This is a genomic window from Pseudomonas sp. GW821-FHT07G06 (genome assembly GCF_058986625.1).
Window position 1 is genome coordinate 207,413 of record NZ_JBYSVW010000001.1, and the last position, 24,705, is coordinate 232,117.

Below are 24,705 nucleotides of genomic sequence, written 5' to 3' on the forward strand. Positions count from 1 at the left end.
TCCTCACCTGTTTTTGCCTTGTCTTTCCGTCGCTCGCTACGTTTTCACAAAGCCCTCAACGCTTCTTGCGGTTGGCGATGTGGATGGCGCCGCCATTCACTGCCAAAGCAGCTTCGTGCAAGGCTTCAGACAGGGTCGGATGGGAGAAAACCATCATGCCCAGGTCTTCAGCGCTGGTGCCGAATTCCATACCGATCGCGCCCTGCTGAACCAGTTCGGCAGCGCTTGGGCCAATCACGTGGACGCCCAGTACGCGGTCCGTCTTGGCATCTGCGATGACCTTGACGAAACCACCGGTGTCGTTGGCAGCCATGGCACGGCCGGAGGCTGCGAACGGGAAGGTGCCGACGTTAACTTCAACGCCTTCGGCTTTCAAGGCCTGCTCGGTTTTACCAACCCACGCGATTTCCGGGTGAGTATAAATAACCGAAGGGATCAAATCATAGTTCATCTGGGCCTTGTGGCCCTTGATGCGCTCGACAACCATGATGCCTTCTTCGGACGCCTTGTGCGCCAGCATCATGCCGCGAACCACGTCGCCGATGGCGTAAACGCCCGGTACGGTGGTGGCGCAGTGATCGTCAACGTGCACGAAACCGCGCTCGTCCAGGGTCACGCCGCAGTCGGCAGCCAACAGATCAGTGGTCACCGGACGGCGACCAACGGCTACGATCAGCTTGTCGAAAGTGATGTTCTGTTCGCCGTTGGCATCGGTGTAGTTCACCACGACTTCGTCGCCGTTCACTTTGGAACCGGTGACGCGAGCGCCCAGCTTGATGTCCAGACCTTGCTTGGTCAGGGTTTTCAGCGCTTCCTTGGAAACAGCGGTGTCGGCTGCCATCAGGAAGGTGTCCAGGGCTTCCAGGACAGTCACTTCTGCACCCAGGCGCGACCAGACCGAACCCAGTTCCAGACCGATCACGCCAGCGCCGATCACGCCCAGACGTTTTGGAACGGATTGGAATTCCAGGGCGCCAGTCGAATCGACGATCACATTCTGGTCAACCGGAGCTGGCGGAATGTCGATCGGACGCGAACCTGGTGCCAGGATGACGTTTTCGGCTTCGATGATTTCTACCGAGCCATCAGGCTTGGTGACTTCGACTTTCTTGCCGGCCAGCAGCTTGCCGTGACCCTGGATGGAGGTCACACCGTTGGCTTTGAACAGGGTCGCAACGCCGGAGGTCAGGCCTTTGACGATGTTGGCTTTACGGCCGACCATCGCTGGCACGTCCATGGTCACGCCAGCGTGATTGATACCGTGGATCGCGAAACCGTCCTGGGCTTCGTGGAATTTCCACGAGCTGTCCAGCAGGGCCTTGGATGGAATGCAGCCGACGTTCAGGCAAGTACCGCCCAGAGCCAGTTTGCCTTCCTTGTCGGTGTACTTCTCGATGCAGGCAGTGGAGAGACCCAACTGCGCGGCCTTGATGGCAGCGACGTAACCGCCAGGGCCCGCACCGATCACTACTACGTCAAATTTCTGCGACATTCAAAAAATCCTCTTTAGCGAAAAGCTTCAAGCCGCGAGCGGCAAGCCAGGCTGCGGGTTTTCCGACAGCACGGGCTTGCAGCTCATGGCTGCTTCTATCAGATATCCAGCAACAGACGAGCCGGATCTTCCAGCAGGTTCTTGATGGTCACCAGGAAGGTCACAGCTTCTTTGCCATCGATCAGACGGTGATCGTAGGACAGTGCCAGGTACATCATCGGACGGATAACGACCTGACCGTTGATGGCCATAGGACGCTGGATGATGTTGTGCATGCCCAGGATGGCGGCTTGTGGCGGGTTGACGATCGGGGTCGACATCATCGAACCGAAAGTACCGCCGTTGGTGATGGTGAACGTACCACCGGTCATTTCGTCCATCGACAGTTTGCCGTCGCGGGCTTTCTTGCCGAAGGTGGCGATGCCGCCTTCGATTTCAGCCAGGCTCATCAGTTCGGCGTTACGCAGAACCGGTACTACCAGGCCGCGATCGCTGGAAACTGCAACGCCGACGTCAGCGTAACCGTGGTAAACGATGTCGCCGCCGTCGATCGAGGCGTTGACAGCCGGGAAGCGTTTCAGTGCTTCGGTGGCCGCTTTCACGAAGAAGGACATGAAGCCCAGGCGCACGCCGTTGTGGGACTTCTCGAAGAGATCCTTGTACTTCGAACGCAGCGCCATGACTTCGGTCATGTCGACTTCGTTGAAAGTGGTCAGCATCGCCATGTTCGACTGGGCTTCAACCAGACGCTTGGCCACGGTGGCACGAACGCGGGTCATCGGCACGCGCTTCTCGATGCGGTCGCCAGCAGCGAACACAGGAGCAGCGGCAGCCGGAGCAGCAGCCTTGGCAGGTGCGGCAGCAGGAGCGGCTTTCTTCGCTTCGACAGCGGCAACCACGTCTTCCTTGGTGACACGGCCATCTTTGCCGGTGCCTTTGACGGAAGCCAGGTTGATGCCGTTTTCTTCGGCCAGCTTGCGAGCGGCTGGAGCGGCGATAGCGTCTTCGTCAGCGCCGGCAGCTGGAGCTGCGGCGGCAGCGGCCGGAGCAGCAGCGGCAGCTGGAGCTGCGGCAGCAGCGCCGCCTTCAACGATGGAGCCCAGGACTTCGTCGGACAGAACGGTGTCGCCTTCGTTCTTGACGATAGCGCCCAGCACGCCGTCAGCGGTAGCCAGCACTTCCAGCACGACTTTGTCGGTTTCGATGTCGACGATCAGTTCGTCGCGCTTGACCGCATCGCCCGGTTGTTTGTGCCAGGTGGCAACGGTGCCATCGGCAACCGATTCCGGGAAAGTGGGGGCTTTGATCTCGATAGCCATTGTCTGTGGTTCCTTAAATTCGGTTTCAGGTGCGCGAAGGCGTTAAACAGTAAAGGCGTCTTGCAGCAGTTTTTCCTGCTGTTCGGCGTGCATCGATGCGTAACCGCATGCAGGTGCAGCAGAAGCCTCACGGCCCGCGTACTCGAGTACGAGAGACTTGTTGAGGTTGCTGATGCTGCGACGCATGTGGTGTTGGCTGCAGTACCACGCACCCTGGTTCATCGGCTCTTCCTGACACCAGACGGCATGCTTGACGTTGGTATAAGGAGCCAGGACTTCTTTCAAGTCGTCCTCAGGGAATGGGTACAGCTGCTCGATACGCACGATGGCGATGTCGTCACGACCTTCGGCACGGCGTTTTTCCAGCAGGTCGTAGTAGACCTTGCCGCTACACAGAACAACGCGCTCGACCTTTTTCGGGTCTTGGGCATCGATTTCCGGGATGACGGTCTGGAACGAACCTTCGGCCAGATCTTCCAGCGTCGAGATGGCCAGCTTGTGGCGCAGCAGCGACTTCGGAGTCAGGACTACCAGTGGCTTGCGCAGCGGGCGAATCACCTGACGGCGCAGCAAGTGGTAGATCTGAGCCGGCGTCGTCGGCATGCACACCTGAATGTTGTGCTCGGCGCACAACTGCAGGTAACGCTCCAGACGAGCCGAGGAGTGCTCCGGCCCCTGACCTTCATAACCGTGCGGCAGCAGCATGGTCAGACCGCACAGACGGCCCCACTTGTGCTCGCCACTGGTGATGAACTGGTCGATTACAACCTGGGCGCCGTTGGCGAAGTCGCCGAACTGGGCTTCCCAGATAACCAGGGCATTCGGCGTGGTGGTCGAGTAACCGTACTCGAACGCCAATACCGCTTCTTCGGACAGGAACGAGTCGTACAGGTCAAAACGCGGCTGACCGTCGTACAGGTTCTGCAGCGGGATGTAGGTGCCCGCGTCTTTCTGGTTGTGCAGGACAGCGTGACGGTGCGAGAACGTACCGCGGCCGATGTCCTGGCCAGTCATGCGAATCGGGTGACCTTCGAACGCCAGGGTCGCGTACGCCATGGTTTCGGCGTAGCCCCAGTTGATCGGCAGGCCACCGGCTTGCATCTTCTGGCGGTCTTCGTAGATCTTGGCAACCTGGCGCTGAACCACGAAGCCTTCCGGGATTTCCAGCAGCTTGGCGGACAGTTCCTGCAAGGTCTTCAGATCGAAGCGAGTGTCGTGACGCGCGGTCCAGGTGTGACCCAGGTACGGACGCCAGTCCACGAACAGTTCCTTGTTCGGCTCCTTGACCAGGCTTTTCACAACGTGCAGACCGTTGTCCAGCGCGTTGCGGTATTCGTCGACTTTCGCCTGAACACGCTCTGCATCCAGCACACCGGCCTGAGTCAGACGATCGGCATACAGCTCACGGGTGGTGCGCTGCTTGGTGATCTGCTGATACATCAGAGGCTGGGTGCCGCTTGGCTCGTCGGCCTCGTTGTGGCCGCGACGACGGTAGCAGACCAGGTCGATCACCACGTCACGCTTGAACTGCATGCGGTAGTCGATGGCCAGCTGGGTCACGAACAATACGGCTTCCGGATCATCACCATTCACATGGAGGATCGGCGCCTGGATCATTTTCGCAACGTCGGTCGCGTACTCGGTGGAACGCGAGTCCAGCGGGTTGCTGATGGTGAAACCGACCTGGTTGTTGATCACGATGTGCACGGTACCGCCGGTCTTGAAACCGCGGGTCTGCGACATCTGGAAGGTTTCCATGACCACGCCCTGACCTGCGAAAGCAGCGTCACCGTGGATGGAGATCGGCAGAACCTTCTCGCCGGTCGGGTCGTTGCGACGATCCTGACGGGCGCGAACCGAACCTTCGACCACCGGGGAAACGATTTCCAGGTGGGACGGGTTGAACGCCATCGCCAGGTGAACTTCACCGCCGGTGGTCATCACGTTGGACGAGAAGCCCTGGTGGTATTTCACGTCACCGGAACCGAGCTCGACCTTCTTCTTGCCTTCGAACTCGTCGAACAGCTCGCGCGGGTTCTTGCCGAAGGTGTTGACCAGCACGTTCAGACGGCCACGGTGGGCCATGCCGATGACGATTTCCTTGGTGCCGTAGGAACCGGAACGCTGGATCAGCTCGTCGAGCATCGGAATCAGGCTTTCGCCGCCTTCCAGACCGAAACGCTTGGTACCCGGGTATTTGGTGCCCAGGTATTTTTCCAGGCCTTCACCGGCGGTCACGCGCTCGAGCAGGTGGCTCTTGATGTCGGCGGAGTACGTCGGACGGCCACGCACGCTTTCCAGACGCTGCTGGAACCACTGGCGCTGCTCGGAATCGGTGATATGCGTGAATTCAGCGCCGATGGTGCGGCAATATGTCTGCTGCAACGCTTCGTGAATTTCGCGTAGGCTCGCTTCCTCTTTGCCGATGAACAGGTCGCCGGCACGGAAGGTCGTATCAAGATCGGCATTGGTCAAGCCGTAATGATTGATCGACAGGTCTGCAGGTGCAGGACGCTGCCACAGTCCCAGCGGGTCAAGCTGGGCTGCCTGGTGGCCACGCATACGGTAGGCCTGGATCAATCGCAGCACTTCAACTTGCTTCTTCTCGTGCTCACTGCTCACGCTGCCGGCGGAAACCGGTTGGGCGCGGCGCTGGTTCTTTGCCAGCAAGACGAAATGATCGCGAATTGTGGAGTGCGAAACATCGGTGGCAGAGTTGCCGTCAGCAGGCAACTTCTGGAAGTAGGTGCGCCACTCTTCTGGCACAGCGTTAGGGTCGTGCAGGTAGAGCTCATAAAGCTCTTCCACATAGGCAGCGTTACTACCGGATAGGTAGGCACTGTTCCACATGCGCTGCATCACGCTTTCTTGCATGCTTGGTCACCCTCGGTTAGGGGAACACCACCGGTGTCGACACCGAGCAAACTTGCAGAAGTCCGAATGCAGCGACCAAAACAAGCCACTAGGATCACACTGATAGTCCGGGTACCAGCCCGGATGCCCCTGCTTGTCTCATTTCTTCAAAATAAGAGCCGCAGCCTTTTAAGCTGCTGCTCAGGTTAAAACTACGGCGCCGGTTGAAGCCTGCGCCGTAGCATCTACGGGTACAGCGGTCCTACGGGTACAGCAGCTGAATCACACGCCGCTCGAGAGCAACATGTTACGGATGTGACCGATGGCCTTAGTCGGGTTCAGGCCTTTCGGACATACGTTGACGCAGTTCATGATCCCGCGGCAGCGGAATACGCTGAACGGGTCATCCAGCGAAGCCAGGCGCTCGGACGTCTTGGTGTCACGGCTGTCTGCCAGGAAGCGGTATGCTTGCAGCAGGGCGGCCGGGCCCAGGAACTTGTCCGGGTTCCACCAGAAGGACGGGCAGGAAGTCGAGCAGCAAGCGCACAGGATGCACTCGTACAGACCGTCCAGCTTTTCACGCTCTTCAGGGGACTGCAGACGCTCGATGGCCGGAGCCGGCGTGTCGTTCTGCAGGTATGGCTTAACCTTCTCGTATTGCTTGTAGAAGATGCTCATATCGACGACCAGGTCACGGATAACCGGCAAACCTGGCAGAGGACGAACGATCAACTTGTTACCTTTTACGACAGCAGACAGCGGCGTGATGCACGCCAGGCCGTTTTTGCCGTTGATGTTCATGCCGTCGGAACCGCAAACACCTTCACGGCAAGAGCGACGATAGGAGAAACCTTCGTCCTGCTCTTTGATCAGGGCCAGCACGTCCAGCACCATCAGGTCTTTACCACCGGTATCGACCTGGAATTCCTGCATGAACGGCGCAGCGTCCTGATCAGGGTTGTAACGATAAACACTGACTTGCAACATGGCGGTCACCCTTAATAAGTCCGGACTTTAGGTTCGAAAGTCGGAACAGTCTTCGGCGAGAAGTTCACGGCACGCTTGGTGACGCGCTTGTCACCCGGGAAGTACAGGGTGTGGCACAGCCAGTTTTCGTCGTCACGGTCTTCGAAGTCTTCACGGGCGTGAGCGCCGCGGGACTCTTTACGTACTTCGGCAGCGATGGCGGTAGCTTCGGCCACTTCCAGCAGGTTTTGCAGTTCCAGCGCTTCGATACGGGCAGTGTTGAACGCCTGCGACTTATCGTTGATCTTGACGTTGGCGATGCGCTTGCGCAGGTCAGCCAGCTGGGCAATACCCTTCTGCATGTATTCGCCGGTACGGAATACACCGAAGTAGTTCTGCATGCAGCTTTGCAGCTCGCGACGCAGGGTAGCCACGTCTTCGCCTTCGGTACGCTCGTTCAGGGCGGACAGACGGGCCAGGGCGGCATTGATGTCGGCGTCGGTGGCGTCGTCGTATTCGATACCGTCGGTCAGCGCTTTTTCCAGGTGCAGGCCGGCAGCGCGGCCGAATACCACCAGGTCGAGCAGCGAGTTGCCGCCCAGACGGTTGGCACCGTGAACCGATACGCAAGCCACTTCGCCCACAGCGAACAGACCAGGAATGATCTGATCCTCGCCTTCGGCGTTCTGGGTGATCGCCTGACCATGAATGTTGGTGGCAACGCCGCCCATCATGTAGTGGCAGGTCGGAACAACCGGAACCGGAGCAACCACCGGGTCAACGTGTGCGAAAGTCTTCGACAGTTCGCAGATGCCTGGCAGACGGCTGTGCAGCACTTCCTCGCCCAGATGGTCGAGCTTGAGCATCACGTGGTCGCCATTCGGACCGCAACCGTTGCCGGCGATGATCTCTTTAACCATCGAACGGGCAACAACGTCACGACCGGCAAGGTCCTTGGCGTTCGGAGCATAACGCTCCATGAAACGCTCGCCGTGCTTGTTGATCAGGTATCCACCTTCACCACGGCAGCCTTCTGTAACCAGTACACCGGCGCCGGCGATGCCGGTCGGGTGGAACTGCCACATTTCAATGTCTTGTACCGGTACGCCGGCACGCAGCGCCATGCCAACGCCGTCACCGGTGTTGATCAGGGCGTTGGTGGTCGATGCGTAGATACGGCCTGCACCGCCGGTCGCCAGCACGGTGGCTTTCGCACGGATATAGGTGGTTTCACCGGTTTCGATGCAGATGGCGATCACGCCGACGAACTCGCCTTCGCCATTCTTCACCAGGTCGACAGCGTAGTACTCGTTCAGGAACACGGTACCGGCTTTCAGGTTGCCCTGATAAAGGGTGTGCAGCAGCGCGTGACCGGTACGGTCGGACGCAGCGCAAGTACGGGCAGCCTGCCCGCCTTTACCGTAATCCTTCGACTGGCCGCCGAATGGACGCTGGTAGATACGGCCTTGCTCGGTACGCGAGAACGGCATGCCCATGTGGTCCAGCTCGTAAACGGCAGCCGGGCCTTCCTGACACATGTATTCGATAGCGTCCTGGTCACCGATGTAGTCGGAACCCTTGACGGTATCGTACATGTGCCAGCGCCAGTCATCGTTCGGATCCGCAGACGCGATCGCGCAGGTGATGCCGCCCTGGGCGGATACAGTGTGCGAACGGGTCGGGAACACCTTGGTGATCACGGCAGTCTTGTGACCGCCTTGTGCCAGTTGCAGCGCTGCGCGCATGCCGGCACCGCCACCACCAATGATGATGGCGTCGAAAGAAATCGTTGGAATGTTAGCCATGAATCAGATACCCCAGAGAATCTGCACACCCCAGACGAAGTAAGCGAACATCGCAACGCCGCATACCGCCTGGAAAAGGAAACGTACTGCAGTCGCGGACTTGCCCAGCGCCATTGGCGTCAGGTAGTCGGTCGCGATGGTCCACATGCCGACCCAGGCGTGAGCGCCCAGGGCAACGAGGGCCAGCAGACTGAAGATACGCATCCCGTTGTGGGCGAACAGGCCGTGCCATTGGTCGTAGCCAATGCCCGGGTTCGCTGCGAGGTATCCGATCAGGAAGATGAAATAAGCCGCGAGAACGACCGCAGACACACGTTGCGCCATCCAGTCATAAAGACCGGAACGCGAAAGGTTCGTAACGCTGGTTACCATATCCAAACTCCTGCCAGAACGATCAACACCACGGAAACGGCGATGATAATTTTCGAGCCCAGGCGGCCGCCTTCCAGCGTCTCACCGATGCCCATATCCATGATCAAGTGGCGCACACCGGCTACCAGGTGATACAGAAGAGCGGACAGGAGGCCCCATGCTACGAACTTGGCCAGCGGGCTGGTCAAGCATGCCTTCACCTCGGCAAAACCTTCCTCGGAACCCAGGGATTTGCCCAATGCATAAAGCATGAAGCCGAGGCCCAGGAAGAGGATGATGCCGGAAACACGGTGAAGAAACGACGTAACGCCGGTGATGGGGAGTTTGATGGTCCTTAGGTCTAGGTTTACAGGTCGTTGGCTTTTCACGGCTTTTTTTTCACACTGAAGAGCCCCTAACAATCAGGGCAAAGTTGTTGGGGAGTGCACTGGTCAGGTAACCACCACCCAGGGATGCGACCCCCAATAAAGCAGGCCCAAAAGCCCCTGGCGGTCGGTGGCCGAGTATAGACAGTTAGGCTACTAATGACAACGCAAAGACCTAACCCAAACAGCGGATTGCGCAACTGACATAAAAGGCGTAAATGGCAGCCAATTTCGAGAAAAAAGTCCGGTTAAAGCCTTCTGGAGCAAGACTTTAGGCAAATTGACATTCGAATTTATCTCACTATAGTGGTGCGGGCCCTGCGTGGGGGGTCTGTCTGATGATTTCAAGCATAAATAGGAGGCCACATGGCTGACAAAAAAGCGCAGTTGATCATCGAGGGCGCAGCCCCCGTCGAGCTGCCCATTTTAACCGGCACCGTTGGTCCCGATGTTATCGATGTTCGGGGCCTGACGGCCACGGGCCGTTTCACCTTTGACCCAGGCTTCATGTCGACCGCTTCGTGCGAGTCGAAGATCACCTATATCGACGGCGACAACGGCATCCTGCTGCACCGCGGCTACCCGATCGAACAGCTGGCTGAAAAGTCGGACTACCTGGAAACCTGCTATCTGCTGCTCAACGGCGAACTGCCGACCGCAGAACAGAAGGCCCAGTTCGTCAGCACCGTGAAGAACCACACCATGGTTCACGAGCAGTTGAAGACCTTCTTCAACGGCTTCCGTCGCGACGCCCACCCGATGGCCGTCATGTGCGGCGTAGTCGGCGCCCTCTCGGCCTTCTACCACGACTCCCTGGACATCAATAACCCGCAGCATCGCGAAATCTCCGCGATCCGCCTGGTTGCCAAGATGCCGACCCTGGCAGCGATGGTTTACAAGTACTCCATGGGCCAACCCATGATGTACCCGCGCAACGACCTGTCGTACGCGGAAAACTTCCTGCACATGATGTTCAACACCCCGTGCGAGATCAAACCGATCAGCCCGGTACTCGCCAAGGCCATGGACCGGATCTTCATCCTCCATGCCGACCACGAGCAGAACGCCTCGACGTCCACCGTGCGCCTGGCGGGCTCCTCGGGTGCCAACCCGTTCGCCTGTATCGCCGCCGGCATCGCTGCACTGTGGGGCCCTGCCCACGGCGGTGCAAACGAAGCCGTACTGACCATGCTCGATGAAATCGGCGATGTTTCGAACATCGACAAGTTCATCGCCAAGGCCAAGGACAAGAACGATCCGTTCAAACTGATGGGCTTCGGTCACCGCGTTTACAAAAACCGCGACCCGCGCGCCACCGTCATGAAGCAGACCTGCGACGAAGTATTGAAGGAACTGGGCATCCAGAACGATCCGCAACTCGAACTGGCCATGCGCCTGGAAGAGATCGCCCTGACCGACCCGTACTTCATCGAGCGCTCACTGTACCCGAACGTCGACTTCTACTCGGGGATCATCCTCAAGGCGATCGGCATTCCAACCAGCATGTTCACCGTGATCTTCGCCCTGGCGCGGACCGTCGGCTGGATCTCCCACTGGAAAGAAATGCTCTCCAGCCCGTACAAGATCGGCCGTCCGCGCCAGCTGTACACTGGCTACGAGTCGCGTGACATCACCAAGCTGGAAGACCGCAAGTAAGCGCTGTCTTGCTGTAGCGAGTTGAGTTGTACCGGGAACGGCCTCTGCTTTTTATATAAAGAGCAGGAGGCCGTTTTTGTTTGTGTTTGGCGGTTTTTTGATCGTGGGCATATCCGTTATTTAGGTAACGGCGGCTTATGGTTCCGCCCTTACGGCGGGTCACTTTGGAAAAGCCCCAAAGTAACCAAAGGGCTCTTGCCCCTGACATTCGGTGCCTCGCCGTGGCTCGGCATGCCCTCGCTCCGGTCCTGCTCCGTGGGCCCGCCGCCATCGGCCATCCATGGCCGGGGGCGGCTAACCCGGCATCCATGCCGGGTTGCCCACTGCGCAGAACCTGCGCTCGGCCTCACGAGGGGGCGTACACCGCAAAAGCAAAGCGAGGCGGCCTACCGGCCGGCCTGATTGTGATCCGTGCGTGCCTCCCTGTAGGAGCTGCCGCAGGCTGCGATCTTTTGATTTTGATTTTTGACAATGTCGAAGAGGCGGAAGATCAAGATCAAAAGATCGCAGCCTGCGGCAGCTCCTACAGGCCGAGCGTTAGCTCGCCTGCCGCTCTTGATCTTGATCCACCCGCCCCTTCGGAAGGCTGAGTGGAGGCGTTCATCCGGGGGTTAGGCGCGCAGCGCCGTTCGGCGAAGCCGAACACATCGAGAGGAGGTCGAAGCGAAGCCGACCGGAGGCGATGCCCCCGGATGAATGCCGGAGCGAAGGAACGCCGAGCCCAGGCGAGGGGCCGTACGTTCGGGGCGAGCGTTTTTTTGGTTACTTTTTTTAGGCGCTTGTAAAAAAAGTGACTCGCCGTAAGGGCGAAACCATAAGCCGCCGTTACCGCAGGAATGGATATGTACACGATCAGCGAAAGACAGGTCGGCTGACAGACCGCCATCGCGAGCAAGCTCGCTCCCACAGTAAATCGGTACATCCGCAAAATTCAGTTCGATTAACGCACAATAAAAAAGTGCCCCGATCTTTCGACCGGAGCACTTCATAAAACATCGCCAGCTATATCAAAGCATCAAGACTTAGTGCGATACCGCCCCACTCGCCCCAAGACCAGTCTGCGAACGAACAAACTGCGGGAAGAACAGCGCCCGCTCATTGTCAGCCGCAGTCGACTTGTCAGTGACCGAGAAGAACCAGATCCCGACAAAGGCAATCATCATCGAGAACAACGCCGGGTACTCATACGGGAAGATAGCCTTCTCGTGATGCAGGATCTGCACCCAGATGGTCGGGCCAAGGACCATCAGGCCCACTGCACTGATCAGGCCCATCCAGCCGCCGATCATCGCACCGCGAGTGGTCAGCTTTTTCCAGTACATGGAAAGCAGCAGTACCGGGAAGTTGCAGCTCGCCGCGATGGAGAACGCCAGGCCCACCATGAACGCGATGTTCTGACTTTCGAACAGAATGCCCAGAACGATGGCCAACACAGCCAAGGCAATGGTGGTGATCTTCGAAATACGAATCTCATCCTTCTCGTTGGCCTTGCCCTTCTTGATCACACTGGCATACAGGTCGTGGGACACCGCCGAAGCGCCCGCCAGGGTCAAGCCGGCCACTACCGCCAGAATGGTCGCGAACGCCACCGCCGAGATGAAGCCCAGGAAGATGCTGCCACCGACCGCATTGGCCAGGTGCACCGCCGCCATGTTGTTACCGCCGAGCAATGCACCGGCCGCGTCTTTGAAAGCCGGGTTGGTGCTGACCAGCAGGATCGCGCCGAAACCGATGATGAAGGTCAGGATGTAGAAGTAGCCAATGAAGCCGGTTGCGTACAGCACACTCTTGCGAGCTTCCTTTGCATCACTCACGGTGAAGAAGCGCATCAGGATGTGCGGCAGACCCGCGGTACCGAACATCAGTGCCAGACCCAGGGAGAACGCCGAGACCGGATCTTTCACCAGACCGCCCGGGCTCATGATCGCTTCACCTTTAGGGTGAACCTTGATCGCCTCGGAAAACAGCATGTTGAAGTCGAAGTTGACGTGTTTCATCACCATCAGCGCCATGAAGGAAGCGCCGGACAGCAGCAGAACTGCCTTGATGATTTGCACCCAGGTGGTCGCCAGCATGCCGCCGAACAACACATAAAGGCACATCAGCACGCCCACCAGAATCACCGCGACGTGGTAGTCGAGGCCGAACAACAGCTGGATCAGCTTGCCGGCACCGACCATCTGGGCGATCAGGTAGAACGCCACCACCACCAGCGAACCGCAGGCGGACAGCGAACGGATCTGGGTTTGCCCGAGGCGGTAGGACGCCACGTCGGCAAAGGTGTACTTGCCCAGGTTACGCAGGCGCTCGGCGATCAGGAACAGAATGATCGGCCAGCCCACCAGGAAACCGATCGAATAGATCAGCCCGTCGTAGCCTGAAGCGAACACCAGCGCGGAAATACCCAGGAAGGAAGCGGCCGACATGTAGTCACCGGCAATCGCCAGGCCGTTCTGGAAACCGGTGATCTTGCCGCCAGCGGCGTAGTAGTCGGCTGCCGAATTATTACGCTTGGAAGCCCAGTAGGTGATGCACAGGGTGGCACCGACGAAGGCGACAAACATCACGATTGCCGACACGTTAAGCGGTTGCTTTTGCACGGCACCGGTCAGGGCGTCAGCCGCCCAGGCGCCAGGCGCGAAAGCTGCGATGCTCAAAAGAGCCATTAGACGGCGGATCATTGCTGAGCCTCCTTGAGAATCGCATTGTTCAGGTCGTCAAATTCGCCATTGGCACGGCGTACGTAGATACCGGTCAGGACGAAGGCCGAGACAATCAGCCCGACGCCAATCGGTATGCCCCAGGTAATCGAGGACTCAGGGTTGATTTTCGCCCCCAACACCTGCGGCCCATAGGCAATCAGAAGAATGAATCCGGAGTAAAGCCCTAGCATGATCGCCGAAAGAATCCAGGCGAATCGTTCCCTCTTGCTAACCAGCTCCTTGAAGCGCGGGCTGTTTTGAATCGAGAGGTAAATGCTGTCGTTCATTGTTTTTATCCTCGCAGCACAGATTGAGTTGGAACGGTATCCACTCTATGCGGCTGCGGGGCAGGTTCCAGACGACCTTAGTCTTAGAACCACATGACGTTTTCGCCAATTTCCAGCATGCACCAAACAACTGTGGGAGCGAGCCTGCTCGCGAAGGCGCCTGATCAGCCGACAACTCAGTCAACTGACAGAACGCTTCGCGAGCAGGCTCGCTCCCACAGGGTCAAGCGTGCTCTTTGTTATTACTTGGTCCAGTCAGCCACGCGCTCAGGGTGTTTGGCGACCCAGTCCTTCGCCGCGGCTTCAGGTTTGGCACCGTCCTGAATCGCCAGCATCACCTGGCCGATTTCATCCTTGGATTCCCACTGAAAGTTCTTCAGGAACTTGGCCACTTCCGGTGCCTTGGCCTCAAGCCCTTTGCTGCCGATGTTGTTCACGGTTTCTGCCGCGCCATACACACCTTTCGGGTCTTCGAGGAAGCGCAGTTTCCACTTGGCGAACATCCAGTGCGGTACCCAGCCGGTGACGGCGATGGATTCGTTTTTCTTCTCGGCACGGGTCAGCTCGGCAATCATGCCGGCGCCGGAACTGGCCTTGAGTTGATAACCGTTCAGGTCGTAGTCCTTGATTGCCTGGTCGGTCTTGAGCATCACGCCTGAACCGGCGTCGATGCCGACGATGCGATTCTTGAAGGTGTCGTCGGTTTTCAGGTCCTCGATCGACTTGGCCTTGACGTACTCCGGCACGATCAATCCGATTTTTGCGTCCTTGAAGTTCGGGCCGTAATCGACGACCTGATCCTTGTTCTTCGTCCAGTATTCGCCGTGGGTCACCGGCAGCCAGGCCGACAGCATGGCGTCGAGTTTACCGGTTGCCACGCCCTGCCACATGATCCCGGTGGCAACGGCTTGCAGCTTCACGTCATAACCGAGTTTCTGCCTGATCACTTCGGCGGCCACGTTGGTCGTGGCAACACTGTCCGACCAGCCGTCTACGTAACCGAGCGTCACTTCCTTTCCGGCGGCACTGGCCACGGTAGAGCTGATCGCCAGCACCAAAGCGGCACCTGCGCCCAAGAGTCGTCGCATCTTCATCGTTACTTCCCCGAAAGTGCTGCGCTCGACGGATGCCGAGTCGCTTAAACGTATTGTTATGGTGCACAGCGCCCCCATCACGCCTCACAGCAAACCCGTCCCGACATCAGCGGAGTACTGACGCCTTCGATGATCAACCTGACGCTCATCGCGACCTGCTCTGCCAGCGACCTCAAGGCATCGAGAAACGACATCAGAAAGCCATTAATCCTGACCACGGCAAACGCACCTGCCAAACCGCCCGAACTTTGCATGTCAAAATCATGCAGGCCACCAAGCATGCGGTAAATGCAGGTAACATGCGCCGCTTTGCTCCCACACGGCCTGACCATGTCCGCGACATACCGCTTCCCTTTTGCTGCTTATCTATTCGCTTGCCTGCTCGGGCTGTTCGCCCTTGGCGGCTTCTGGTACGGCCTCGGCAAACCGGTGATCCTGCCGGACGCGGCCAGCGCCACGCACAAGCTGCAATGCGCGTCCTATACGCCGTTCGACAAGGACCAGTCGCCGTTCGATGTGCCGTTCAACCTTCGTCCCGAGCGCATGGACGCGGACCTCGCGTTACTGGCAACTCGCTTCGAATGCATCCGAACCTACTCGATGACGGGGCTCGAGGCTTTACCGGAACTTGCGCGAAAGCACGGGCTGAAAATGATGATCGGCGCCTGGGTCAACAGCAACCCGGTAGACACCGCCAAGGAAGTAGAGCTACTGATCGCCGAAGCCAATGCCAACCCGGACGTGGTGACCGCGGTAATCGTTGGCAACGAGGCCCTGCTGCGCAAGGAAGTCACCAGCACACAGCTTGTAAAACTGATTGATCGGGTCAAAAGCCAGGTCAAACAGCCCGTCACCTACGCCGACGTCTGGGAGTTCTGGCAAAAGCACCCGGAAATCGCCCCATCGGTGGACTTCGTGACCATCCATTTGCTGCCTTACTGGGGTGATTACCCTTGGGATGTCGAGGTCTCGCTGTCGCAACTTGCCGGAGTACGTCAGTCGTTCGCAGGCATGTTCGCCCCGAAAGAAGTGTTCATTGGAGAAACCGGCTGGCCCAGTGAGGGCCGTCAACGGAGATTGGCCGTACCAAACCGGGTCAATGAAGCCAAATTCATTCGTGGTTTTGTCGCCATGGCCGAGCAGCAAGGCTGGCATTACAACCTGATCGAAGCCTTCGACCAGCCATGGAAGCGCGCCAGTGAAGGCGCGGTCGGCGGCTACTGGGGACTGTTCGACGCCGATCGCCAGGACAAGGGCGTGCTGGCCGGGCCAGTGACAAACGTCCCGTACTGGTCGCAATGGCTGGCGGTGGGTGGCCTGATCTTTATCGGCACCCTGCTGCTTGGCGGCCGGGTTCGCACGACGCGCGCGGCGCTGGTGCTGCCACTGCTCGGCGCATTGGCCGCATGCTCGATTGGCGCCTGGGGCGACCTGGCACGCGTCACCACTCGCTTCACCAGTGAATGGCTGTGGGTTGGGTTGCTGACCGTGCTGAATCTGCTGGTGCTGGCCCATGCCGCACTGGCCCTGAGCCCGCGTGACGGGTGGCGCGGGCGGGCTTTCGATTTATTAGAGCGCCGTGCTGGCTGGCTGGTTGCAACGGCAGGTTTCGCGGCGGCCGTGATAATGCTGGAGCTGGTGTTCGATCCGCGCTATCGCAGTTTCCCGAGTGTCGCGTTCATCGTGCCGGCGATGGTCTACCTGTGCCGCCCGGTGAGCGGGCCGCGCCGGGAAATCGCCCTGCTGACCTTCATCATTGGCGCCGGCATCGCACCGCAACTGTTTCGTGAAGGTTTACAGAACCAGCAGGCCTGGGGCTGGGCGCTGGTGAGCGTGTTGATGGTGGTTGCGTTGTGGCGCTGCTTGCGGGTACGCAAGGGATAGATCAAAAGATCGCAGCCTGCGGCAGCTCCTACAGGGAAACACGTATTCCTGTGTAGGAGCTGCCGCAGGCTGCGATCTTTTTATCAGCCGATGCAACTTTCCCGAACCAGCCGCAACCCGGCAATCACCACCGCAAACACCGCCAACGTCGTGTTGTACAAGGCCAACGCCGGAAAACCGAGCACCAGCGCCAGCACCGCCAACCACCACCCTGCACGCCCGGACAACACAAAGCCGATCACGGCAGCAGCCAAGGCGCCCCAGCCCAGAACCCCGAAGTGAATCATCAGACCCAGGTTCGAACGCACCTGGCATTCCCAGCGGCTCGCCTCATCCACGCAAATGCCGACCCACTGCGCATCCTCCATGAAGCCATAACGTGCGCCATAACTGGCGGCCAGCCAAACAGGCAGCAAAACAAGCAGCAGGATCACAGGCAGGCGGCGGTACATGAAACACTCCAATTGGCGAAAAACGGCGGCCAGCTTAATCGCCCTTAAGCGTTTCGCAAGCGATAACAACTGTTAACTGGGCATTCAATCGCTGCAAAGTGTATCGTCCAGCTACTATAACTTCGAAATCAGGCCTGTTTGGTGCCGAGGGTTGGCACTTTGGCGCAAATCCGGTGGTCATAGCCTGCGAAATTCATTTGGCACCTTCTCCTAAGGGATTTAGTCATGCTCCGTTCCTTGCCCTTCGCCGCCCTGTTTGGCGGCCTTATATTGAGTGCGTCCGCACTGGCGGTCGACGTTGACGCCACCAGTTATGGCTACCCCCTGACCAACCCGTTCGAGGCGACCATCGCGACCACGCCGCCGGACCTGCGTCCGGAGCTCCCCCTGGACGAGGACATCGATCAGACAGTGCGCAGCGTCACCTTGCGTCCGGAACGGGCGTTCGAGTTGCCGGACAATTTCTGGGCGGTCAAGAAACTCGACTACCGCATTGCCACGCAGGATCACGCCGCGCCGCTGATTTTCCTGATTGCCGGCACCGGTGCGCGCTATGACAGCACCCTGAACGAATACCTGAAGAAGCTCTATTACAAAGCCGGCTACCACGTGGTGCAGTTGTCATCGCCTACCAGCTATGACTTCATGAGCGCCGCATCGCGCTTCGCCACGCCGGGCGTTTCCAAGGAAGACGCCGAAGATCTGTACCGGGTGATGCAGGCCGTGCGGGCACAGAATCCGAAAGTGCCTGTCACCGATTACTACCTGACCGGGTATAGCCTGGGCGCACTGGATGCCGCTTTCGTCGCGCACCTGGATGAAACCCGCCGCAGCTTCAACTTCAAGAAAGTCCTGCTGCTCAACCCGCCGGTCAACCTCTACACCTCGATCACCAACCTCGACAAGCTGGTCCAGACCGAGGTCAAGGGCATCAACAACAGCACCACGTTCTATGAACTGGTACTGAACAAACTGACCCGCTACTTCCAGCAGAAGGGCTACATCGACCTCAACGACGCCCTGCTCTACGACTTCCAGCAGTCCAAGCAGCACCTGACCAACGAACAGATGGCCATGCTGATCGGCACCTCGTTCCGCTTTTCGGCGGCGGACATCGCCTTCACTTCGGACCTGATCAACCGTCGCGGTCTGATCACCCCGCCCAAGTTCCCGATAACCGAGGGCACCAGCCTCACGCCGTTCCTCAAGCGTGCGTTGCAATGCGACTTCGACTGCTACATCACCGAACAAGTCATCCCCATGTGGCGCGCCCGCACCGATGGCGGCAGCCTGCTGCAACTGATTGACCAGGTCAGCCTGTATGCACTGAAGGACTATCTGCGCGAAAGCCCGAAAATCGCCGTCATGCACAACGCCGACGACGTGATCCTCGGTCCTGGCGACCTGGGCTTCCTGCGCAAGACCTTCGGTGACCGCCTGACCGTTTACCCGTACGGGGGCCACTGCGGCAACATTAACTACCGCGTCAACAGCGACGCCATGCTGGAGTTCTTCCGTGGCTAAATTTCTCCTGCTTTTCGCAGCGTTACTCTGTGCAGGCGTCGCCCATGCAGACAACAGCAAAGCCAACGCCCCCGTGGTCGTCGACAGTGACGGCTTCAAGGAACCGTTGAGCAAACTCAAATTCAACCCGGGCCTGGATCAGCGCGAGTTCGAGCGTTCGACGCTCGGTGCGCTGGCCGTCTACGATCCGCTGGAGGAGTGGAACCGGCGCGTCTATCACTTCAACTACCGCTTTGACCAATGGGTGTTCCTGCCGGTGGTCAATGGTTACCGCTACGTCACCCCGAGCTTCCTGCGCACCGGCGTCAGCAATTTCTTCAACAACCTCGGCGACGTGCCGAACCTGTTGAACAGCCTGCTGCAACTCAAGGGCCAGCGCTCGCTGGAAACCACCGGGCGCCTGCTGCTCAACACCACCATCGGCATCGCCGGCCTGTGGGACCCGGCTACCGCCATGGGCCTGCCGCGCCAGAGCGAGGACTTCGGCCAGACGCTGGGCTTCTACGGCGTGCCGGGCGGCGCTTACTTCGTGCTGCCGATCCTCGGTCCGTCGAACCTGCGTGATACCGGCGGCCTGCTGGTGGATTACACAGCCGAGAATGCGATCAACTTCCTCAACGTGGCCGAGGTCAGCTCCAACCATCCGGAAGTCTGGGTCCTGCGCGGTATCGACAAGCGTAACCAGACCAGCTTCCGCTATGGCCAGATGAACTCGCCGTTCGAGTACGAGAAAGTGCGTTACGTGTACACCGAAGCACGCAAGTTGCAGATTGCCGAGTAAACAAGGCAGCTGTAAATCAATGTGGGAGCGGGCTTGCTCGCGAAAGCGGTGTGTCAGACAACCTTTTGGGTATCTGACACGACCACTTCGCGAGCAGGCTCGCTCCCACATTTGTTATGTGTAGTCTTCAGCCTTTCAGGGCTTTCCAGATCTTGCCGACAGCCATAACCCCAACCAACACCACCGCCCCCGCCACAATCCCCGCCACGCCATTGAGCAACACCGGCACGATAAACCCGCCGCCACCCGCCGCCGCACCGACACTTTCGATCCAGTGATGCACCACCGGCACACCGTGCGTGAGAATCCCGCCACCGACCAGGAACATCGCCGCCGTGCCGATCACCGACAGGCTCTTCATCATGTACGGTGCCGCACGCAGAATCCCGCCGCCGATGCTTTTCGCCATCTGCCCGGTTTTTTGAGTCAACCACAGGCCAAGGTCGTCGAGCTTGACGATACCCGCCACCAGTCCGTACACGCCGACCGTCATGACTATGGCAATGCCCGAAAGCACGATGATCTGCTGGGTCAATGGCGCACCGGCCACGGTGCCGAGGGTGATGGCGATGATTTCCGCCGAAAGAATGAAGTCGGTGCGGATCGCGCCTTTGATCTTGTCCTTCTCGAACGCCACCAGGTCAGTGGCAGGATCGGCCACCGCCTCGACCAGCTGCGCATGCTCGGCGGCGTCTTCAGCCTTGCTGTGCAGGAACTTGTGGGCGAGCTTCTCAAACCCTTCGAAGCACAGATAAGCGCCGCCAACCATCAACAGCGGTGTGACCAGCCACGGAATGAACGCACTGATCGCCAATGCCGACGGCACCAGGATCAGTTTATTGATGAACGACCCCTTGGCGACCGCCCAGACCACCGGGATTTCCCGCTCGGCCCGCACGCCGCTGACTTGCTGGGCATTGAGTGCCAGGTCGTCACCGAGTACGCCGGCCGTTTTCTTGGCGGCCATTTGGGTCATCAATGAGACGTCATCCAGCACGGCCGCGATGTCGTCGATCAGTACCAGCAAACTGCTTCCTGCCATGAATCGGGTTTCCTTCTGCAATGAATGCGCAGCAGCATAGCGCGGCATCACGGGCTGCGGTGCATTCTTGAGCGCCGCGCGAGGCCGGTGATACCATGCGCAACCGCCAGAACAGGCAAGGAATCACCGGGTTTATGAGCACTATCCGCGAGCGCAACAAACAACTGATCCTGCGTGCCGCCAGTGAGGAGTTCGCCGACAAAGGCTTCGCTGCGACCAAAACCAGCGACATCGCAGCCAAGGCGGGATTGCCCAAGCCCAACGTCTACTACTACTTCAAATCCAAGGAAAACCTCTACCGCGAGGTCCTGGAAAGCATCATCGAGCCCATCCTGCAGGCTTCGACACCGTTCAATCCGGACGGCGAACCCGGTGAAGTGCTCAGCGGCTACATTCGCTCGAAAATCCGCATCTCCCGCGACCTGCCTTTCGCCTCCAAGGTGTTCGCCAGCGAAATCATGCACGGCGCCCCCCACCTGAGCAGCGATCTGGTCGAACAGCTCAATGGCCAGGCCAAACACAACATCGAGTGCATCCAGACCTGGATCGACCGCGGACAAATCGCCCCCATCGACCCCAACCACCTGATGTTCAGCATCTGGGCCGCCACCCAGACCTACGCCGACTTCGACTGGCAGATCACCGCCATCACCGGCAAGGCCAGGCTGGATGAAGAAGATTACGAAGCGGCGGCGCAGACGATTATCCGGTTGGTACTCAAGGGGTGTGAGCCGGAGCGGTAGACCGAGTCGCGGCCTTCGCGAGCAGGCTCGCTCCCACAAGGGTTTTGTGAGCACTGGAGATCCATTGTGGGAGCGAGCCTGCTCGCGAATAGCGGCACCACGGTTTCAACTCAAACCCAAACAGCATCCCACAGTGGATAGTCGCCCAGCTTCTCGACCAGCCCAGCCCGCAATGGGTTAGCCACGACATACCGCGCCATCTTCACCAAATCCTCATCTCGCCTCAATGCTCGGTCGTGATACCCCTGTTGCCAAAAACAGATCTTCCCGCCGACCGACCGATTCATTGCCTTAGTGCTTAACGATTTGGTCCTTTGCATCAATTCACTCAGAGAACCCCGCTGCAGCTCGATCAACCAATGAAAATGATCGGGCATGACGACCCACGCCAATGACTTCGCGCAACCCTGCTCCTGAGCATTACGGAATTGGTTCACGACTAATCTGCCCAAGGTGAAATCCTTGAAGACAGGTCTGCGTTCGAAGGTATTGGCAGTCAATAGGTAGATGCGGTTTTGTTCTGCGCAACGGCCGATACGCAGGCGATGTGAGGCAGACAACTTGGGCATTCCCTTGCCACTCTCATGATGAAGTCATGAAAAGGCTAGCCCCGGAATTGCTGGAGGGTAATGCAGATTTTTAGCTGGATGTGACTGGGAGATTGCCTTCGCGAGCAGGCTCGCTCCCACAGTGAAATTGCGGTGATCAGACATTTTATGTCCGCCACCGCCCCTTGTGGGAGCGAGCCTGCTCGCGAAGGCGATTGATCAGGCGGTACAGATCAAGCCGCCACCCCCGCATCCGCCACCAACCCCAACGCTTCGATGGCATTGATCGCGCACTGCTCGTCAACATCCGACAGATCGCCGCTGATCCCCACCGCCCCCAGCACGTTCCCCTCCTGATCCCGCACCAGCACACCACCCGGTGCCGGCACGACGCTGCCCTGCCCCAGGCTGTTCAACGCGGCGATAAACGCCGGGCGTTGCTGGGCGTCCAGCGCCAGCAGGCGTGAACCCTTGCCCAGCGCGATGGCGCCCCAGGCCTTGCCGATGGCGACGTGCGGGCGCAGCAGGCTGGCGCCGTCTTCGCGTTGCAGGGTGATCAGATGCCCGCCGGCATCCAGTACCGCGATGGTCAAGGGTGCCGCGGCGATTGCACGCCCGGCGGTGATGGCCTCGTTGACCAGGTTGACTGCGACTTTCAAGGTTAAAGCGCTCATGGTGCCGTCCTCATTTTGTTATAGGGAAAGTCGTGGGGCTGCGGTTTTGTGCCGCAGCCCGATGCAACAAATAGAACACAATGAATTATTTTTTTGTATACAATAATTCTCGAAAGGCGCCACATGCGACGAAAAGCCACAGCAGAAAGGGCTTCCGACGAATGAAACAAGCGCTTGAGAAAATGGATTGACCTGCGCCGTCCGCCGTGAATACACTCTGCGCAAAGCCACTTGTATACAATTACAAAACGTAAAGAGGCACAAAACCATGAGCAAAATGAGAGCAATCGAAGCCGCCGTTCTGGTGATGCGCCGTGAAGGGGTCGATACCGCTTTTGGCATCCCGGGTGCTGCCATCAACCCGCTGTACTCCGCCCTGCAAAAGGTCGGCGGCATCGATCACGTACTCGCTCGCCACGTTGAAGGCGCCTCGCACATGGCCGAGGGCTACACCCGCACCAAGGCCGGTAACATCGGCGTGTGCATCGGTACTTCCGGCCCTGCCGGCACCGACATGGTCACCGGGCTCTACAGCGCCTCGGCCGACTCGATTCCAATCCTCTGCATCACCGGCCAGGCACCCCGCGCCCGTATGCACAAGGAAGACTTCCAGGCTGTCGACATCACCAGCATCGTCAAGCCAGTCACCAAGTGGGCAACCACTGTTCTGGAACCGGGCCAGGTGCCTTACGCGTTCCAGAAAGCCTTCTATGAAATGCGCTCCGGCCGTCCAGGCCCGGTGCTGATCGACCTGCCGTTCGACGTTCAAATGGCGGAAATCGAATTCGACATCGACGCTTACCAGCCACTGCCGCTGGCCAAGCCGACTGCTAGCCGGGTTCAGGTCGAGAAGGCCTTGGCCTTGCTGGATCAGGCCGAGCGTCCATTGCTGGTAGCCGGTGGCGGCATCATCAACGCCGACGCCAGCGACCTGCTGGTGGAGTTCGCCGAGCTGACCGGTATTCCGGTTGTCCCGACCTTGATGGGCTGGGGCACCATCCCTGACGATCACCCGCTGATGGTGGGCATGGTTGGCTTGCAGACGTCGCACCGCTACGGCAACGCGACCATGCTCAAATCCGACGTGGTGCTGGGCATCGGTAACCGTTGGGCCAACCGTCACACCGGTTCGGTCGACGTCTACACCGAAGGCCGCAAGTTCATCCACGTCGACATCGAAGGCACTCAGATCGGCCGCGTGTTCACCCCGGACCTGGGCATCGTGTCCGACGCCGCTGCCGCGCTGACCGTGTTCATCGAAGTCGCTCGCGAGTGGCAAGCCGCTGGCAAGCTGAAGAACCGCAGCGCCTGGCTGCAAGACTGCCAGCAGCGTAAAGCCAGCCTGCAGCGCAAGACTCACTTCGACAACGTACCGGTCAAGCCGCAGCGCGTTTACGAAGAAATGAACCAGGTGTTCGGCAAGGACACCTGCTACGTCAGCACCATCGGTCTGTCGCAGATTGCCGGCGCGCAGTTCCTGCACGTCTACAAGCCGCGTCACTGGATCAACTGCGGTCAGGCAGGCCCTCTGGGCTGGACCATTCCGGCAGCGCTGGGCGTGGTCAAGGCTGATCCGAACCGTAAAGTCGTGGCCCTGTCGGGGGACTATGACTTCCAGTTCATGATCGAGGAATTGGCGGTGGGCGCGCAGTTCAAGCTGCCGTACATCCATGTCGTGGTGAACAACTCGTATCTGGGCCTGATCCGTCAGGCGCAGCGCGGTTTCGACATGGACTACTGCGTACAGCTGTCCTTTGACAACCTGAACGCGCCGGAACTCAACGGCTACGGTGTCGACCACGTCGCGGTGGCCGAAGGCCTCGGCTGCAAGGCACTGCGTGTGTTCGAACCGGCTCAGATCCAGCCAGCCCTGCGCAAGGCCCAGGAACTGATCGAAGAGTTCAAAGTTCCGGTGATCGTCGAGATCATCCTGGAGCGCGTGACCAACATTTCCATGGGCACGGAGATCAACGCCGTCAACGAATTCGAAGACCTGGCGCTGGTCGGCGACGACGCACCGACTGCGATTTCGCTGCTCGACTGATCCACTATTGCTGATGGTTCGCCCCTGTAGGAGCTGCCGAAGGCTGCGATCTTTTGATCTTTGTTGTGGAAGATCAAGATCAAAAGATCGCAGCCTTCGGCA

General features: G+C 59.0%; 21 protein-coding genes. 6 read left to right on the plus strand and 15 right to left on the minus strand.

From position 1 onward, the window contains the following. Window positions 1-55: 55 nt before the first annotated feature. From lpdA to sdhC, 7 genes are all read right to left on the minus strand, one after another. Window positions 56-1,492: a dihydrolipoyl dehydrogenase gene (gene lpdA / locus AC3WJW_RS00825; protein ID WP_007977515.1), complete on the minus strand. Its 1,437-nt coding sequence runs from the start codon at window positions 1,490-1,492 to the stop codon at window positions 56-58. A 98-nt stretch (window positions 1,493-1,590) separates the two neighbouring features. Beyond that, window positions 1,591-2,811, minus strand: a complete 1,221-nt coding sequence (gene odhB, locus AC3WJW_RS00830; RefSeq protein WP_007977514.1) for a 2-oxoglutarate dehydrogenase complex dihydrolipoyllysine-residue succinyltransferase — start codon at window positions 2,809-2,811, stop codon at window positions 1,591-1,593. A 42-nt stretch (window positions 2,812-2,853) separates the two neighbouring features. Then, window positions 2,854-5,685 carry a 2-oxoglutarate dehydrogenase E1 component gene (locus AC3WJW_RS00835; protein WP_007977512.1) on the minus strand — a complete coding sequence of 944 codons (2,832 nt, stop codon included), beginning with the start codon at window positions 5,683-5,685 and terminating at the stop codon, window positions 2,854-2,856. Between the two features lie 261 nt (window positions 5,686-5,946). Beyond that, window positions 5,947-6,651, minus strand: a complete 705-nt coding sequence (locus AC3WJW_RS00840; RefSeq protein WP_003223007.1) for a succinate dehydrogenase iron-sulfur subunit — start codon at window positions 6,649-6,651, stop codon at window positions 5,947-5,949. An 11-nt stretch (window positions 6,652-6,662) separates the two neighbouring features. Continuing rightward, on the minus strand, window positions 6,663-8,435 hold the full coding sequence (gene sdhA, locus AC3WJW_RS00845; RefSeq protein WP_102701986.1) for a succinate dehydrogenase flavoprotein subunit: 1,773 nt from the start codon (window positions 8,433-8,435) through the stop codon (window positions 6,663-6,665). A gap of 3 nt (window positions 8,436-8,438) precedes the next feature. After that, on the minus strand, window positions 8,439-8,807 hold the full coding sequence (gene sdhD / locus AC3WJW_RS00850; RefSeq protein WP_007977503.1) for a succinate dehydrogenase, hydrophobic membrane anchor protein: 369 nt from the start codon (window positions 8,805-8,807) through the stop codon (window positions 8,439-8,441). Next, the gene (gene sdhC, locus AC3WJW_RS00855) at window positions 8,801-9,175 is read right to left on the minus strand and encodes a succinate dehydrogenase, cytochrome b556 subunit (protein WP_015096190.1); all 375 of its coding nucleotides are present in this window, start codon (window positions 9,173-9,175) and stop codon (window positions 8,801-8,803) included. Before sdhC ends, sdhD begins: the two co-directional genes overlap by 7 nt. A gap of 363 nt (window positions 9,176-9,538) precedes the next feature. Here sdhC and gltA point away from each other — a divergent pair, with 363 nt between their 5' ends. After that, window positions 9,539-10,828 (plus strand): citrate synthase, encoded by a 1,290-nt coding sequence (gene gltA, locus AC3WJW_RS00860; protein ID WP_007977501.1) that lies wholly within the window; start codon window positions 9,539-9,541, stop codon window positions 10,826-10,828. Between the two features lie 1,022 nt (window positions 10,829-11,850). On the opposite strand, the gene AC3WJW_RS00865 is transcribed toward gltA, so the two are convergent. From AC3WJW_RS00865 to AC3WJW_RS00880, 4 genes are all read right to left on the minus strand, one after another. Next, a complete protein-coding gene (locus AC3WJW_RS00865) occupies window positions 11,851-13,509 on the minus strand; it encodes a cation acetate symporter (protein WP_493724811.1) in 1,659 nt (552 codons plus the stop codon). Next, window positions 13,506-13,817 (minus strand): DUF485 domain-containing protein, encoded by a 312-nt coding sequence (locus AC3WJW_RS00870; protein ID WP_007971395.1) that lies wholly within the window; start codon window positions 13,815-13,817, stop codon window positions 13,506-13,508. Before AC3WJW_RS00870 ends, AC3WJW_RS00865 begins: the two co-directional genes overlap by 4 nt. A gap of 242 nt (window positions 13,818-14,059) precedes the next feature. Beyond that, on the minus strand, window positions 14,060-14,911 hold the full coding sequence (locus AC3WJW_RS00875) for a glycine betaine ABC transporter substrate-binding protein (protein WP_493724812.1): 852 nt from the start codon (window positions 14,909-14,911) through the stop codon (window positions 14,060-14,062). Window positions 14,912-14,988: 77 nt separating this feature from the next. Beyond that, a complete protein-coding gene (locus tag AC3WJW_RS00880; protein WP_256358887.1) occupies window positions 14,989-15,192 on the minus strand; it encodes a hypothetical protein in 204 nt (67 codons plus the stop codon). A 7-nt stretch (window positions 15,193-15,199) separates the two neighbouring features. Here AC3WJW_RS00880 and AC3WJW_RS00885 point away from each other — a divergent pair, with 7 nt between their 5' ends. Next, window positions 15,200-16,795 carry a glycoside hydrolase family 17 protein gene (locus AC3WJW_RS00885; RefSeq protein ID WP_493724813.1) on the plus strand — a complete coding sequence of 532 codons (1,596 nt, stop codon included), beginning with the start codon at window positions 15,200-15,202 and terminating at the stop codon, window positions 16,793-16,795. 83 nt (window positions 16,796-16,878) lie between these two features. On the opposite strand, the gene AC3WJW_RS00890 is transcribed toward AC3WJW_RS00885, so the two are convergent. Further along, the gene (locus AC3WJW_RS00890) at window positions 16,879-17,247 is read right to left on the minus strand and encodes a hypothetical protein (RefSeq protein WP_493724814.1); all 369 of its coding nucleotides are present in this window, start codon (window positions 17,245-17,247) and stop codon (window positions 16,879-16,881) included. 225 nt (window positions 17,248-17,472) lie between these two features. On the opposite strand from AC3WJW_RS00890, the gene AC3WJW_RS00895 reads away from it, so the two are divergent. Together AC3WJW_RS00895 and AC3WJW_RS00900 are read left to right on the plus strand one after the other, a co-directional pair. After that, a complete protein-coding gene (locus AC3WJW_RS00895) occupies window positions 17,473-18,771 on the plus strand; it encodes a serine/threonine protein kinase (RefSeq protein ID WP_493724815.1) in 1,299 nt (432 codons plus the stop codon). Next, window positions 18,764-19,552 (plus strand): MlaA family lipoprotein, encoded by a 789-nt coding sequence (locus AC3WJW_RS00900; RefSeq protein WP_493724816.1) that lies wholly within the window; start codon window positions 18,764-18,766, stop codon window positions 19,550-19,552. The genes AC3WJW_RS00895 and AC3WJW_RS00900 overlap by 8 nt, the downstream gene beginning before the upstream one ends. A gap of 127 nt (window positions 19,553-19,679) precedes the next feature. On the opposite strand, the gene AC3WJW_RS00905 is transcribed toward AC3WJW_RS00900, so the two are convergent. Then, entirely contained in the window at window positions 19,680-20,594 is a 915-nt protein-coding gene (locus AC3WJW_RS00905) for a DUF808 domain-containing protein (RefSeq protein WP_493724817.1), read from the minus strand. Window positions 20,595-20,728: 134 nt separating this feature from the next. Between AC3WJW_RS00905 and AC3WJW_RS00910 the strand changes: the two genes are divergently transcribed. Continuing rightward, window positions 20,729-21,337, plus strand: a complete 609-nt coding sequence (locus tag AC3WJW_RS00910) for a TetR/AcrR family transcriptional regulator (protein ID WP_015096199.1) — start codon at window positions 20,729-20,731, stop codon at window positions 21,335-21,337. A 110-nt stretch (window positions 21,338-21,447) separates the two neighbouring features. Here the strand turns inward: AC3WJW_RS00910 and AC3WJW_RS00915 are convergent, their stop codons facing one another. Beyond that, the gene (locus AC3WJW_RS00915; RefSeq protein WP_493724818.1) at window positions 21,448-21,906 is read right to left on the minus strand and encodes an REP-associated tyrosine transposase; all 459 of its coding nucleotides are present in this window, start codon (window positions 21,904-21,906) and stop codon (window positions 21,448-21,450) included. A gap of 212 nt (window positions 21,907-22,118) precedes the next feature. After that, window positions 22,119-22,559: a GlcG/HbpS family heme-binding protein gene (locus AC3WJW_RS00920; RefSeq protein ID WP_095963882.1), complete on the minus strand. Its 441-nt coding sequence runs from the start codon at window positions 22,557-22,559 to the stop codon at window positions 22,119-22,121. Between the two features lie 268 nt (window positions 22,560-22,827). Here AC3WJW_RS00920 and gcl point away from each other — a divergent pair, with 268 nt between their 5' ends. Then, window positions 22,828-24,603 carry a glyoxylate carboligase gene (gcl, locus tag AC3WJW_RS00925; protein ID WP_007971413.1) on the plus strand — a complete coding sequence of 592 codons (1,776 nt, stop codon included), beginning with the start codon at window positions 22,828-22,830 and terminating at the stop codon, window positions 24,601-24,603. Window positions 24,604-24,705: the final 102 nt, after the last annotated feature.